Source organism: Sodalis sp. C49 (assembly GCF_046352915.1).
Taxonomy (GTDB): Bacteria; Pseudomonadota; Gammaproteobacteria; order Enterobacterales; family Enterobacteriaceae; genus Acerihabitans.
This window is the reverse complement of the sequence record NZ_CP163303.1, coordinates 520,233-534,917: the sequence shown is the minus strand read 5'-3', so window position 1 is coordinate 534,917 and position 14,685 is coordinate 520,233. Positions and strand designations below refer to the sequence as shown.

General features: G+C 57.8%; 13 protein-coding genes. 2 read left to right on the top strand and 11 right to left on the bottom strand.

Features of this window, described 5'->3' with window-relative positions; genetic code table 11:
• Nucleotides 1-47: 47 nt before the first annotated feature.
• On the top strand, nt 48-986 hold the full coding sequence (locus ABUK12_RS02330; RefSeq protein WP_410014773.1) for a GlxA family transcriptional regulator: 939 nt from the start codon (nt 48-50) through the stop codon (nt 984-986).
• A gap of 128 nt (nt 987-1,114) precedes the next feature.
• Here ABUK12_RS02330 and ABUK12_RS02325 read toward each other — a convergent pair whose 3' ends face one another.
• The 7 genes from ABUK12_RS02325 to ABUK12_RS02295 all read right to left on the bottom strand — a co-directional run bounded on the left by ABUK12_RS02325 (nt 1,115) and on the right by ABUK12_RS02295 (nt 8,892).
• Nucleotides 1,115-1,576 (bottom strand): DUF5680 domain-containing protein, encoded by a 462-nt coding sequence (locus ABUK12_RS02325; RefSeq protein WP_410014772.1) that lies wholly within the window; start codon nt 1,574-1,576, stop codon nt 1,115-1,117.
• 462 nt (nt 1,577-2,038) lie between these two features.
• Nucleotides 2,039-3,982 (bottom strand): methyl-accepting chemotaxis protein, encoded by a 1,944-nt coding sequence (locus tag ABUK12_RS02320; protein ID WP_410014771.1) that lies wholly within the window; start codon nt 3,980-3,982, stop codon nt 2,039-2,041.
• Between the two features lie 636 nt (nt 3,983-4,618).
• Nucleotides 4,619-5,395, bottom strand: coding sequence for a molybdopterin-binding protein (locus ABUK12_RS02315; protein ID WP_410014770.1), 777 nt, complete (start codon nt 5,393-5,395; stop codon nt 4,619-4,621).
• Entirely contained in the window at nt 5,392-6,258 is an 867-nt protein-coding gene (locus ABUK12_RS02310; RefSeq protein ID WP_410014769.1) for a cytochrome b/b6 domain-containing protein, read from the bottom strand. Before ABUK12_RS02310 ends, ABUK12_RS02315 begins: the two co-directional genes overlap by 4 nt.
• A gap of 52 nt (nt 6,259-6,310) precedes the next feature.
• The gene (locus tag ABUK12_RS02305) at nt 6,311-6,937 is read right to left on the bottom strand and encodes a hypothetical protein (protein ID WP_410014768.1); all 627 of its coding nucleotides are present in this window, start codon (nt 6,935-6,937) and stop codon (nt 6,311-6,313) included.
• A gap of 209 nt (nt 6,938-7,146) precedes the next feature.
• Entirely contained in the window at nt 7,147-7,734 is a 588-nt protein-coding gene (locus ABUK12_RS02300) for a TetR/AcrR family transcriptional regulator (protein WP_410014767.1), read from the bottom strand.
• A gap of 210 nt (nt 7,735-7,944) precedes the next feature.
• Nucleotides 7,945-8,892 (bottom strand): LysR family transcriptional regulator, encoded by a 948-nt coding sequence (locus tag ABUK12_RS02295; RefSeq protein WP_410014766.1) that lies wholly within the window; start codon nt 8,890-8,892, stop codon nt 7,945-7,947.
• 72 nt (nt 8,893-8,964) lie between these two features.
• On the opposite strand from ABUK12_RS02295, the gene ABUK12_RS02290 reads away from it, so the two are divergent.
• Nucleotides 8,965-9,900: an alpha/beta hydrolase gene (locus ABUK12_RS02290; RefSeq protein ID WP_410014765.1), complete on the top strand. Its 936-nt coding sequence runs from the start codon at nt 8,965-8,967 to the stop codon at nt 9,898-9,900.
• Nucleotides 9,901-10,029: 129 nt separating this feature from the next.
• Here the strand turns inward: ABUK12_RS02290 and ABUK12_RS02285 are convergent, their stop codons facing one another.
• The 4 genes from ABUK12_RS02285 to ABUK12_RS02270 form a co-directional block, all read right to left on the bottom strand.
• On the bottom strand, nt 10,030-11,190 hold the full coding sequence (locus ABUK12_RS02285; RefSeq protein ID WP_410014764.1) for a cobalamin-independent methionine synthase II family protein: 1,161 nt from the start codon (nt 11,188-11,190) through the stop codon (nt 10,030-10,032).
• 76 nt (nt 11,191-11,266) lie between these two features.
• Nucleotides 11,267-12,916, bottom strand: a complete 1,650-nt coding sequence (locus ABUK12_RS02280) for a dipeptide ABC transporter ATP-binding protein (RefSeq protein ID WP_410014763.1) — start codon at nt 12,914-12,916, stop codon at nt 11,267-11,269.
• The gene (locus tag ABUK12_RS02275) at nt 12,916-13,734 is read right to left on the bottom strand and encodes an ABC transporter permease (RefSeq protein ID WP_410014762.1); all 819 of its coding nucleotides are present in this window, start codon (nt 13,732-13,734) and stop codon (nt 12,916-12,918) included. The genes ABUK12_RS02280 and ABUK12_RS02275 overlap by 1 nt, the downstream gene beginning before the upstream one ends.
• Nucleotides 13,731-14,675, bottom strand: a complete 945-nt coding sequence (locus ABUK12_RS02270) for an ABC transporter permease (protein WP_410014761.1) — start codon at nt 14,673-14,675, stop codon at nt 13,731-13,733. The genes ABUK12_RS02275 and ABUK12_RS02270 overlap by 4 nt, the downstream gene beginning before the upstream one ends.
• Nucleotides 14,676-14,685 lie beyond the last annotated feature (10 nt).

Below are 14,685 nucleotides of genomic sequence, written 5' to 3'. Positions count from 1 at the left end.
CACACCATACTTTTGTCTGAAATGACATAAAAAGGGCTTTTTAGGACATGACGCGTCGCATTGGTTTTCTGATTTTTCCCGGTTTCAATCTGCTTGACCTTAGCGGGCCGCTCAGCGTGTTCGAGACCGCTAATCTCCACCTGCCGCCAAAGGAACAATTCCAGCTGGATGTGTGCGCCGTGCGGGCCGGGATGTTCGCCAGTTCCAATGGCCTGGCGGTACACGCCAGCGCTGGCGGAGGCAAACGATTCGATACCCTGGTGGTGGTGGGGGGCAGCGGCGTCGGCCGGGCAAGCTGCGATCCCGCGCTATTGGCGTTGCTGCGGGAGGATATTGCCCACCGCTATGTCTCCGTCTGCACCGGCGCTTTTGTGCTGGCGGCGGCGGGCAGGTTGGCAGGAAGAAAGGTGACCACCCACTGGCGCCGGGTGGCGGAACTGCAGCGTCTGGTCCCTGACGCCCGGCTGCTGGCCGACAGTATCGTGGTGCAGGATGATGATATCTGGACGTCGGCCGGAGCCACTGCCGGAATGGATATGGCGCTCGCGCTGGTCGCGGCGGAACACGGCGAGCCGCTGGCGCATCTTATTGCCCGGGAGTTGCTGATCCCCCGCCGTCGTACCCATGGCCAGTTGCAGTTTATGCGCATGCGGGATATTACCCCGCCTTCGCCACGGATCCAGCGGGTGCTGGCGTTTATCAACCGCAATCTGCGGGGTGACCTCTCCGTTACCATGATGGCGGAAGAGGCGCATCTCTCACCGCGCCAGTTTTCCCGGGAATTTGTCGCCAATACCGGTCTTTCCCCCGCGCGGGCCGTGGAGCGCTTGCGGGTGGAGTTTGCCCGCAGCCGGGTGGAAAACAGCAACCAGACGCTGGCGGCCATCGCGCTGGAGGCGGGTTTTAGTGATACTGCATTAATGCGAAAGGCCTTTTTACGCTGCCTTGGATCCACGCCGCAAAGAATGCGCAAGGTGCCATGGTGAATGCCGCTTCAGTCAGGTGAAATACAGCGCCGGATGAGCACAAAAGCCCGGCCATACTCTCCCTGGCAGGAAGCATACGTATAATGGAAATATGGAATACGATAAGAAAATAGCTAAGAAATAGAACGCTAGAATATCACATCATTACCTGAGTAAATCAGGGAATAGAGTAATCCCTTGCCTTCCTGCGTAACCTTTTCGATACCGTTAAATTTATGCATAGAGCCAAAGAAGCGGTTACGGTAGCTCATTTTATCATTATGGAACTCGCTCGGCCCCCTGATCGCTTGCACAATCGTGGCTCTGGCCAGGTTTTGCCGCACAAACGTATATATTTTCTTTACACCGTCATCTGATAAATCAAGATCGGATACACCCCCTTCATAAGTCATAATCCATATGGGTTTTTTATCTTTTAGAATCAACACGGTGCCATTGGTTTTGCGATAGCCTATAAAATAATTACGATAAATGTAATTATCTCTGGAATATTCGATAAGTTTCATATCCCCATTGGGGGAATCTTTTATGATGATATTCTCAGGAAAGCGATACAAAAAATGATTTGCTTCAACTATAAATGGGATCATTATATTTTACTTATACCCTCATTCGACACTCAGGTTATCCTAAAGCAAAACAAAAACAGCAAAATAAAAAAGCTGAAAAATGACATAAAACATTATGATGAAATTTATCGGCAACAGATGAAATGATGTGATTTTCGTGAGTATAGTCCACAGCGGGTTATTGTCAACAGCAGTGGCAGTCCATGCGACTGAGGTAGGGGAAAGCACGAAAAATCCCGGCGGGCGGTAATCTTCACAAAGAAGAGCCAATGTTCACCCGCCCTGGAGGGGCATCATTGGCGCCATTCCCAAATTTCAACCGGGCGACTTTTGAAATGTCTAACTACGCCGCGGCAAAAATAAACGCCGTCAGGATACGATTATAGCCGGTGGTCTACCCTTTATAAGTCGGTAAAGTCCGTATGAACAGGATGACGCTTTCGAAAGCCACCCTGCTGGAGGATATGAATAGAAGCTGAAGGTTTAAAATGAAGTCCATTCTTCATTGAGCGCTTTATTCATTGTGCCAGGCTTGGACGGGCTTTTTCTTTTTGCCATCTCCAAGGATTCACCAGCGGCGCTTTCCTGCGCGCGACCCACTCTGACCTTAAAGATAGCGACCATATCATTGAGATTTCTTGCCTGCTGTTCCAGGGAAATGGCGGCGGCCGAGGATTCCTGAACCAGCGCCGCGTTTTGTTGCGTGGTGGAATCCATCTCCACCATGGCTTTACTGATCTGATCAATGCCGTGGCTTTGTTCGGTTGACGACGTGGCGATTTCATCGATGATTTGGCTGACATGCGTCACCGACTGCACGATATCCCCCATGCTGGATCCCGCATGATTGACCAATTCCGTACCTGAGCTAATGCGCAGCACCGACTCGTTAATCAGGGATTCAATTTCTTTGGCGGCGGTAGCGCTTCGTTGCGCCAGCGTTCTTACCTCGCCGGCCACGACGGCGAATCCCCGTCCCTGCTCGCCTGCCCGCGCCGCTTCGACCGCGGCATTCAAGGCCAGGATGTTGGTTTGGAAAGCGATACTGTTGATGACACCGATAATGTCGGTGATTTTCTTTGAACTGTCGGCAATGCCGTTCATGGTCAGCACCACATTGTCGACGATTTCACCGCCTTTGCGCGCGTCGAGGGTGGCGCTGGCGGCCAGTTTATTTGCCTGCAGGGCATTATCCGCATTCAGCCTGACGGTCGAGGTCAGCTCTTCCATACTGGACGCTGTTTCCACGACGGCCGCCGACTGCTGTTCAGTCCTCGAGGCCAGATCCGTATTCCCGGCCGCGATTTGCGAAGACGCGCTGGCGAGGTGGCCGACGCTTTCCCGTATGCCCGTAATGATTTCGCTCAGTTTGGTGTTCATTGCGCCCATGGCGCGCGTGAGCTGGCCAAGCTCATCACCGGAATTGGAGGAGATCGCTGAGGTAAGGTCCCCGCGGGCAATGCGTTCCGCCATCGCCAGGTTTTCGATGATGGGGAGTGTTATTTGGCGGGTAATGTACCAGGCCGCCAATAATCCGACGAGGACCGCGGCTACCGCGAGCGCGGAGATGAAGACGATGGCGTCCGTAATGACTCTTTCATTATCATAATCCTGTGCTTCAATAAGATCGCTTGTCGCACTGTTAAGTTCGTCTGCAACGTTGCTCATGCTGTCAGAGGATTTTTGGCTTTCCACGGCTGCTGGGAAGTAAGCGTAGGTACTGGCCTTAATTTTTTGGAAATACGCCAACACGGGAATGACTACCGCTTTTTCTGAGTCGGGAAGCTTAGTAATGCTGGCGGAATAAAGGGTTTCGGCATCATTGTACGACGTCTTAAAAACCGCAAATGCGTCATCAGTATGTTGGGTTATCAGTGTATTCGCGGCATCACGCAGGTTGTCGAGCGACAGCGAAATGTCAAGGAGCGTTGCCCGTATACCAGGTTCAACGGAGGAATCCTGCATTTTTCTCTGCAGGTCATTCAAAACACGCTGTCCATTATCCTGCGTTATTTCTTTGGCAAGTGCGTTACTGTGAACAATATTAGCGAAAAATACATCCCGCAGCTGCTTATAATGCTTTATTTTTTCAGTTAATATTTCGTATTTATTTTTTGTATTGCCCTGCCAATGAGAGACGTCTTCTTTTTCGATTAAGACTTGCATACTGCTTAACGCTTCGCCATTGGCTTTGATCATCTGCTCATCCCCCGTTTGCATATACAACAGGCGATTCCTTCGGGCCAACTCAAGCAAATCGCCAATCTTGTTGGTGTGGTTTGTCCTGACCGCATTACGTTGAATCACATCTAAAGAGTAAATACTGTAACATGACATACCAATGATAATGACAATCAACATTACGAACCCAGTAAAAAGCTTCTTGCCTATGGAGAAATTACGAAACATCAATTTGCCGGTAAACATATAAAATCCCTTGTTAACATATGGATATGCTTTTTAGAATAATATTCAAGTATTCCAAAATGATAATATTTTCATGCTAAAAAGCTTATCGGCAAAAAACTTAATTTTCTTAAGACTAAATTAAGAAAAAGGATATAAAAAGTAAGCTTATGATTTATATGAATTAAATTTATTTACATTTCCCTTAAAACCAGAAAAATGGTGCAATTGTGCGTTTAATGATGAATTGCAATATGAAAAAAATAACATAAAATGCCGTAACTGCAATTTTATAGTGAGATATCTTCCTGAAGCTTCACTTAACCTAAATACATCAAAAAATCCCAGCTAAAATAAAAAATTCAAGAAATTTACGGTCTTTTGGCGTGATGCACATCAAGCTCTAATGACAAAAAAGTAAAAATTTAAAAATAAACATCCGCCAAAAAAATCACGAATTTATATAGCTTATTTATCAAAGATAAACACGTCCAAATTTAACGTGAGAGTGCTTATTTCAGGCATGCATTATTACTTTTCATCATGGATTTTTTCAGCCAGAGGTAGCGGGATTCCAGGCCCTGGCATCCCGTTGAACGCCAGGGCGTTTTTTATGGCCGCATAACGGGATAGTGTCAAAATCCCTATTGCACGACATTATATGCCCGCATACCACTCATAGCCGCGATCTTCCCAGTAGCCGCCTTTTCCGCTGCCCAGAGCATCAAACGCGGTAACGACTTCGATGCGCATCAGATACTTCGCATGCTTATAGCCGAGCTGTCTTTCAACCCGCAGACGCAGCGGCGCGCCATGGGCCACGGGCAGATCCCCGCCGTTCATGCCATAGGCCAGGAGAGTCTGGGGGTGGTAGGCATCGAGCAAATCGATACTTTCATAATAGCGGCCGCTGCCATCCAGCGTCCTCTCCAGCTCGTCCGCGCAATGGAACACCACGTAGCGGGCGCCCGGTTTCACTCCCGCCGCATCCAGCACCCGCCCCAGCGGAACGCCTTGCCATTTGCCGATGGCGCTCCATCCCTCGACGCAATCGTGCCGGGTGATCTGGGTACGGGCCGGAAACCGTTTCAGGTCGGACAGCGACAGGCTCAGCGGTTGCCGCACCAGCCCGTCCACCTGCAGACGCCAGTCGGCAAAGCCGCGCTCCAGCAAGCGGGCATAGTCCTCCGAGTCCGGCATCTGCGTTCCGTTGGCGCGAAAGACCGGCGACAGGTCGGCCTCAGTGTATTCCCGTGCCAGCGATTGACGCCCGAGCAGCATGCGTTGACTGCCCATGGTCAGCTTTTCCACCTTATCCAGCCATGCGGTCACTTGCGCGTTCTGCGTCAGGCCATCGCACCCGGTGAGCAATGTCCCCCCCGCCCCGGCGAGCAGGCCGGCCAGGAGACGCCGGCGTGAAAACTGAGGTTTCATGGCTTGTCTCCTGTTTCGTCAATGGCGTATCGGCCGCTAATCATCGAGCGCAGATTGTTCCAAAGGCCCGAGGCGACCACCATCGCCACATGCACGATGACGAACAGCACCAGGAAAGACGCGGTGAGGAAGTGCAGCGTGCGCGCCGAAGGACGTCCGCCGAACAGATCCGGCAGGAATGGAAACACGGCGTTGAGACCCGGCGACATCGCCAGTCCGGTCAACACCATAAGCGGGATCGCGCCGCCGACGACCGTCAGATAGGCCAGCTTTTGCAATGCGTTGTAGCGCCGCGCCGCTTCCCCCCTGGCGAAGCGCAGGCGCGCGTGGTCGATCACTTCCCGCCACAAATGGCGTAATGACAGCTGAGCCCTGGTAGGCAACAGGTCCCGCCGTAGGTGGCCGCGCCATAGCCCATGCGCCAGGTAGACCAGACCATTAATGACCAGCAGCCAGGCGAAGAAAAAATGCCAATGCCGTCCGGCGCCCAGATCGTGATAGGACGGTAGGGTAAGCCAGGTCGGGAATGCGCGTGCGGCCGCGGCGCCGTCTTCGCTGGAAACGCCGAGAAAGCCGGTGGTTTCGATGCCCAGCGGGCCGATTTGGATATAGCCGCGCGATGTATCGCCCAGTTGCCTGGCGCCAATGGCGATAAACGCCCGATCCGCGTCGGCGCCGTATTGCCCCCAGTAGAGCCGGGGATGGGCATTAAAAATCTGCAATCCGCTCAGTAACAGAATCGACAGGCAGAGGACGTTCACCCAATGCGTAATGCGTACAGGCAATGAGTGCCGCTTAACGAGCCGGCGGCGCCCAGGCGGGGCTGATGGGGTCGGCGCGCTTGATGTATCAGGTTTGTTCATGACAGGCTCCTTGACCGGCTGGCCGACACCGCCAGCCGGCGGGGGTGATTGATTACATCGGGGGAACAACGCCGTTTTTGCCGACGATAAGATTACCGGCGGAAAGCTCGCCGTCCGCGCCCTTCTCTGCGCTGACGAAAACCACCGAGCCGGGCTTCACATCCTCAGGTGTGGCCGGCGCCAGCGTGACGACCGGCGTGCCTTGCGCAATGGAAATCTTTTTTTCCCGGCCGTGATAGCTGACCGTAACGTCGCTGCTGCCCACCGACTTGACCGCATCGGCCACGGTGGCATTGGTCATCGTGCTGTTGGGCTTCAGATCCCAGCCGAAGCTGCCTTCCGCCGCGCCTTTCAGCTGGGGCGGGAAGATCAGCACTTCCAGCGCCCCGTCGCCCCCCGCCGATGTGGGGAGCGACGCGATGCCGACGTAGTCGCCCGGCTTAATGTCGGCGATACCGGCCTTGGCTACCGCCGAGACCCTCCAGCCGGGTTTCAGGGTGACCATGACGGCTTGGCCCTCGCGCGACGTCACCTGGAGCCGGTCACCCGTCAGGGCGGCGACGGTACCCCGTACCCTGACGCTGTTATCGGCGGCGGCAGCCGGCGTCAGAGCGCTGGACATAAGGAGCGCGCCGGTCAGGCCGAGGGCCAGGAAGCGGGTTATTCTTGGAACAGTCATGTTGAATCTCCTGAGCGATGCGGGCACCGCGATAGATTGATATGGCGCATTAAAAAGAAAAACCGTCGCAGGCGGCGCCTGGAAAGCCTGCGACGTGATAACAAACCCCGGTTGGCGGGTATGCACCCGCGACAGCGTAATCAACCTACTAGTTGGTAGTCTTACTGCAGCGCAAAAAACCCCCGGCCACCCCGTTCCGCTGGAGCGGATCAGGCTGACGCGGTCAAATGATGGATCGTAGGCTGGATAATGGACTGAAAAGTTTGCGGATTGCCATAGGCCCGGGCGGCCAGCATCGCGCCGTGGACCGTGGCCATGAAAGCGCCGGCCTCGACGGCCGCACTGGCGCGCAGGTGGAATTGCCCCTGGGCCGCGCCGTTCTGGAGCAGCGACGCGAGCCAGTCAGACTGATCCTGAAAATGCCCGCGGACTTCATCCGCCACCCGGACCGGGATTGTCAGCAGTTCGGCGGCCAGCATCGCGCAAATGCAAAAAGAAGACGTACCATCGCGAATGCAGGTGATCCAGTAATCGGCATAGGCGTTAAGCTCCGCCAGCGGGTCGGCGAGCTGGCTATCAAGGGCCGCCATGCCTGCCCGCGCCTCTTCCCGATACAGGGCGACCACGGTTCTGACCAGTTCTTCCTTGCTGGGGAAATGATGATGGATGCTGGCCTTGCTGATGTGTACCCGGGCGGAAATATCAGCATAGCTGAAGCTGTTATAGCCGCCGGCGGCCAGCAGTAACCGCGCATGGGCGGCGATTTCCGCGGCCTTGGGAGAAAGCTCTGCGTTCATGATAAAAGTCCATCGACCAAACAAAGGGGGTGCGGCGAATGCTGCTTTACCGGCATTGCGGCCCCCGCAATAATGCGGGCGGGGCCCGACACAGGAAAGCCAGAACGCCGTCGCGTGCAATCACCCTACTAGTTGGTAGCCTGGCTGTCAAGAGATCGATCACGCAGGGGCGGCCGGCTATATCCATGACGGCTGCCCGGCCGGAGCCTTTTAGCCCGGTTGCCCTTCCTTATGAAAATGCTGCACCAGCATATCGATGAACAGGCGTACCTTCGCCGCCAGATGTCTCCTGTCGGGATAAATGGCATGGATGGGTATCTCGCTGCCCTGGTATTGCGGGAATAATTTTACCAGCCGGTTTTTCCTCGCGTCATCCTCAGCCAGAAAGGACGGCAGGTAGGCAATGCCCATGCCTTCTACCGCGGCGTCCTTGATGGCCTCGCCGCTGTCAAAACGCAGGCGGCGGCGGCCGTCGATAAGGACCGGCGTCCCATCGGGCCCGGCCAGAGGCCAGGCGCCCGATGCGGAATGCAGGCCGTAGATAAGCCGCTGATGGCCGCTGAGGTCCGCTATGTTTTCTGGCGTGCCATAGCCTTGCAGATAGGCCGGCGCGGCATAAAGACAGGGACGGTATTTCGCAATCAGCCGGGCGACCATCAGCGAGTCGACGGGCATATCGCCCATGCGGATACCGAGATCGAACCCCTCTTCCACCAGGTCGACGACCCTGTCCGTAAAGCTGACCTCGACTTCCAGCTCCGGCCATGTTTTCAGGAATTGATTCAGCAACGGCAGGATAACTATCCTTCCGAAGGCCGCGGTCACGGTGAGGCGCAGCGTACCCCTGGGTTGCAGGCGGCCCTGCCTGACGCTGTGCTCGGCCTCGTCCAGATCGGACAGTATCTGCACGCAGCGCTCGTAAAAATTTTGCCCATCGGTTGTCAGCGACACCCTGCGGGTGGTGCGGTGCAGCAAGCGCGTACCCAGGTAGGCTTCCAGCCGTGCCAGCGACTTTCCGGCCGCGGAGCGGGTCAATCCCATGATTTTGCCGCCGGCGACAAAGCTGCCTGACTCGGCGATGGCCACAAAGGCACGCATGGTGTTGAGTTCAATTCCCCCGCCGCCATGCTGGCCGGCCGCGACGTGACGGACACTCACTGTAGAATCCTTTTCCCGAATGGTTGCGATAGAGTGATTGTGTAGAAACTTATTCACCCAGAAGGATATGCAATGTTACCTGTAAATGCCAGAAAAACGCTGGATGGCTGGATACAAGCGGCGCTGCCTGTGGTCCAGAAAATGAATGGCCAGAGCGAGGCCGGATGGCCCGAGGCGCGCGCGGCCTATACGGCTGGACTGGAAAGGTTATTCCCGGCGCCCGGCGGGGTGTCGTTTACCCCTGTTGATTTGGGCGGCGTCGCCGCGCTGCGGGTCACGCCGGAAAATGTGCTGGAGGACCGCGTGCTGTTCTATATACACGGGGGCGGCTATGTCCATGGCGGGATAAACGCCTACCGCGGCCTGGCCGGAAAATATGCCACGCTGCTGCGCGCCAGCGTCTATGTGCCCGATTACCGGCAAGCCCCGGAGCACCCGTTCCCGGTGCCGATTGAAGATACTTTTACCGCCTATCGCGCGCTGCTTGATAACGGCGTCGACCCGCGTTCCCTGGCGATATCCGGTGATTCGGCCGGCGGAGCGATGGTGGTGACCATTATGAGAAAAGCCAGGGACGCCGGCGTGCCCCTACCCGCCGCCGCCGTCGCCCTTTCACCCTGGGCGGATCTCACGCACAGCGGAAATTCGGCAACCGTCAGGGACGGTATCGATCCGCTGTGCAGCACGGCGTTTCTTAACCAACTGGCCCGTATATTCCTGGCCGGAGAATTGCCGACTCACCCTGATGCCTCGCCGATCTTCGCCGATGTCCGGGGGATTGCGCCCACCCTGATCCAAATTGGCGAAAATGAGGTCATGCTGAGCGGGGCCCTCCGCCTTGCGGCCCATCTCGGGGAAAGCCGGGTACGGACATCACTTGAGGTCTGGCCCGGCATGTTCCATGTCTGGCATTTGTTCTCCGGGGTTCTCCCCGAAGCCGACCAGGCGCTGCGTAACGCGGTGAGGTTTTTGGACGATGCCCTCCCCGCCGCGCCAGGCAATCCGTAAGCCCGCAACGCCGCATCGGCGGCGCGGCGTTTTCCCTTACGCGACGCAACACAGCGGCTATCAGGCCGCCGGGCGGCCCCCGTCACGCTCAGTGGGCAGGTTGCCGGCCGCTGGACGGCTGGCGTCCGCTTATTTTTTCCACAGTTTTTTACTGGCGAGGTCGGCGCCCGCGCGCAGGGCGCGGAATTTTTCCCGCACCACCGTGGGATGCACTTCCGTGCGATAGGTGGCCTGCGAAGAGAAACCGCAGTCGGCGCCGGCAATAACATTGTCGCGACCTACCCGTTCGGCAAAGCGGACCAGGCGTTCGGCAATCAGTTCCGGATGTTCCACGGTGTTGCTGGCATGGCATATCACGCCCGGGATCAACCGCTTGCCCGCCGGCAGCGTAATCTCTTCCCAGAGGTGGTATTCATGTTCGTGGCGTACATTGCCCGCCTCGAAGGAATAATCCGATGCGTTGATATTGAGCATATAGCGCACAAACTCCACGAAGGGCACATCGTGAATGCGCGGACCTTCGTTAATGCTGTAGCAGGTATGATAGCGAATTCTTTCCTGCGGCAGGCCCCGCAGCGCATGATTCAGGATCTCGACGTACTCGCCCGCCTTGCGGTGAATCGCCGCATTGTCCAGGGCGCGATCGGCAAACAGATCGGGCAGGAACGGATCGTCGATTTGCAGGCTGAATCCCGCGTCAATCACCGCTTTATACTCGACGCGCAGCGCCTCGGCCACCGCCGAGAGATACTCGCCTTCGCTGGCATAAAACGCATTGCTGCCCACGCCGGTCGGCGCCACCGACGGGACAAACGCCGAATGGGCGCTCACTTTACCCAATGCGGCCGCCAGGTTGGCCAGGTCGCGCTGCAATTGCGCCGTGCCGTGATAGGCGATAGGTCCGGTGCAGGCCACCGGGACGAATGGCACCAGGTTGCCGCCGAGCATCGCTTCGCCGAAATAGTGCTGATAATAATCGGGAAACGCCTCGATCTCCGCGTCAAAAGCCGTATAACGTTGCCCGGGGCGCGCAGAGAAGCCGCTCATGCGATCGCGGACATAGGCAAAGAAACCGACTTTGGATTGTTCACCGTCGGTAACGATATCAATGCCGTCATCGACCTGTTGCTGGACCGACTCGATCACCGCGTCTTTAATGCAGCGGTCCAGCTCCGCCTGATTATCCGCGCCGTCAATATTCGCCTTCATCAGATCCAGCAATTTCACAGGCCGTGGGAGACTGCCGACATGGGTGGTTAAAATACGTTCAGAGCCTTGCAGTGTGGACATTATTACCCTTCATCTGATGTCAAAATAGGTGAGAAAATAACTTACTATGGCCACAGGCGGATGGGAAGTCCCCCGGCTACGGCGCCTGGACCGGCGCCTCCAGCTGATAGCCGCCATTCTCCAGCAGCTTAAGCTGCGGCAGGCAGGAAAGCAGCCGCCGGGTATAGTCGTGCTGCGGCCGGTCCAGCACATCGTCGCTCCAGCCGTTTTCCACCAGCCGGCCTTTTTCCATGACCATGATGCGATCGGCGACCTGCTCCACCGCGCCCAGGTCGTGGGTGATAAACAGGCAGGCGAAACCGTAGCTGTCCTGCAGGCGGCGCAGCAGCGTCAAAATCTGCTTTTGCACGGTCATATCCAGCGCCGAGGTCGGCTCGTCGGCGACGATAAAAGCCGGTTTGCGGATCACGGCGCGGGCGATGGCCACGCGCTGGCGCTGGCCGCCGGAAAGCTGGTGCGGATAGCGGTCGATGAAAAATTCCGCCAGGCCGACTTCGTTCAATACCTCTTTGACGCGCGCCAGGCGGTGCGCGCGCCCGGTATCATTGAAGACCCGCAGCGGCTCCTCCAGGATCTGGCCGATTTTCATGCGCGGATTGAGGGAGGAATAGGGATCCTGCTGGATGATCTGGCAGGCCAGGCGCCACCGGCGTTTTAACGCCGGGTCCCGGTCGTTGACATCCCGGCCCTCGAACAACAGCGAGCCGGCGCTCACCGGCAACATACCGGCAATCGCCTTGCCGATGGTGGTTTTCCCCGAGCCGCTGGCGCCGACCAGCGCCACCGTTTCGCCCCGGCGCACGTTAAAACTGACGCTGTTCACCGCCCGGGTGACGCGCGCCGGTTGCAACCATGTTTTCTGCCCCGGATAATCGATACTCACGTCGCTCAGCGTCAGTACCGCCGATGCCGACAGTAGCGAGCGGCGGTCGGCGGGCGCTTTTCTGACGGGCATCGCGTCCAGCAGCCGGCGGGTATAGGGATGCCGGGGTTCGGCCAGCAGCCGGCGGCTTTCGCCCTGCTCCACCAGCGCGCCCTGCTCCATCACCATGATGCGCGAGGCGTAGTTGGCCACCATCGACAGATCGTGGCTTATCAGGATTACCGCGCTGCCCTGCTCGGCGGTCAGGGACAGCATCAGGCTCATCACTTCGTGCTGCACCAGCACATCCAGCGCCGTGGTGGGTTCATCGGCGATAATCAGTTTCGGTTCCAGCAGCATCACCGCGGCAATCATCACCCGCTGGCGCATCCCGCCGGAAAATTGGTGGGGAAAGCTGGCCAGCAGCGTTTCGCCGCCGTCCAGCCCGACGCGGCGCAGCATGGCGACGATTTTCTGTTTGCGCTCCTGCGGCGTCAGCGTGGTGTGCAGCGCCAGCCCTTCATCCAGCTGGCGGCCGATGGTCATTGCCGGATTTAGCGAGGTCATCGGTTCCTGGAACACCATGCCGATACCGGCGCCGCGCACCTGGCGCAGTTGCTCGTTATCCAGCGCCAGCAAATCCTGGCCGGCGAACCGCAGCCGATCGGCCCGGCGCGCGATATTGGACGGCAGCAGCCCCATCAGCGCACGCATCGCCAGGGTTTTGCCGCTGCCCGATTCGCCGACCACCGCCAGCACTTCGCGCGGCTGCAGGCAAAAGGAAATGCCGTTCACCACCGTGCGATCCTGCACGCTAATGGTCAGGTTACCGACGTCCAGCAGAGGCTGCGCGGTGTTATTCATTATTGCATCCTCGGGTCAAGATAATCGCGCAGCGCGTCCCCCAGCAGGTTGACGCCCAGCAGCGCAAGGGAAATACAGCACCCCGGCAGCAGGGCCAGGTAGGGCGCCTGGGAAAGATAGGTACGGCTTGCCGCCAGCATATTGCCCCAGGTGGGTTCCGGCGGCGGTACCCCGAGCCCGAGGAATGACAGGGCGCTTTCCGAAATCAGCACCCAGCCCAGCATGGACGTGGCCAGCACCGTCAGCGGCGCGATGCAGTTGGGCAGGATATGATGCAGCAGGATAAATCCTTCGCGATGTCCCATCACCCGGGAGGCGTGGACAAAATCCGTCTCGCGCAGCCCCAGCACCGTTCCGCGCACCACCCGCACCACCGAGGGGGTATAGGCCAGGCCCAGGGCGAGAATAATGCCGTAGCGGTTACTGCCCAGGATGCTCAGCAGGCCGAGTGCCAGCAGGATGCCCGGAAACGCCAGCAGCGTATCGGTCACCATCATGATGACCCGGTCGGTCACGCCGCGCAGATAGCCGCTCAGCAAGCCCAGCACAATCCCCGTCAGCAGCGCGAAGGCCACCGTCAGCACCGAAATGCTGATGCTGGCGCTGGCGCCGAGCATAATGCGGCTCAATACGTCGCGGCCGTATTCGTCGGTGCCGAACCAGTGCGCGGCGCCGGGACTTTGCAGCCGGGCCAGAATATTGATCCGGCTGGGGTCGAACGGCGTCCAGAAGAACCCCACCAGGCTGGCGCAGACGATAATCCCGATCATTAGCCCGCCCAGCAGGGCGTTGGGCGCCAAAAATATTGAGCGTTTCATGATGCGGCCACCCTGGGATCAAACAGCGGATAAAGGGCATCTATCACCAGATTGGTCAGGACATAGATACCGGCGATAAACAGCATGCACCCCTGGATAACCGGATAATCACGGGCATAGATGCCGTCCACCAGCAGCCTGCCGAGGCCCGGCAGGCTAAACACCGTTTCGGTTACCGCCACGCCGCTCAGCAGGTTGCCGAGCGTAAGGCCTATCAGCGTCCAGGTCGGCCCGAAGGCATTGGGAAACACATGGCGCGACAGTACGGTACGCTCGCGCAGCCCCTTGGCGCGGGCGTGGGTGACATAATCCAGGCGCAGCACCTCCAGGGTGCTGGCGCGCATCATGCGCACCAGCGCGCCCACTTCCACCAGCACCAGCGTCAGCACCGGCATCAGCAGATAGAGCACGCCCTGCCAGGCGTTGTCCCGAATCGAGACATACCCCACCACCGGCAGCCAGCCGAGCTTCAGGCCGAAAAACATCAGGATCAGCAGCCCCATCCAAAAACTCGGTATCGACAGCAGAAACGTCGAGAACATCACCAGGCCGACATCAAGACGGGTGTTCTGTTTCCATGCCGCCAGCATGCCGAAAGGCACGGCGACCAGCGCGGCCACGACCACCGCCGCCAGCACCACGCTCATGGTGACGGAAAACCGTTCGAGGATCAGCGGCAGTATCGCCTGTCCGCTCTGGATGGAGTGACCGAAGTCGCCGTGCAGCACCTGGCCGAACCAGATAAAAAACTGCGTCAACAGCGATTGATCCAGGCCCATGTTATGGCGCAAATCCGCCAGGCTGCTCTCGGTCGCCAGATCGCCGAGCATCAGCAGCGCCGGATCGCCGGGCACCAGCCTGGTCAGCAGGAAGACGATCACCGTCACCAGCAGCAGCGTCGGGATCGCCGACGCCACCCGCCTGAAGATAAAACTCAGCATGACGACTCCT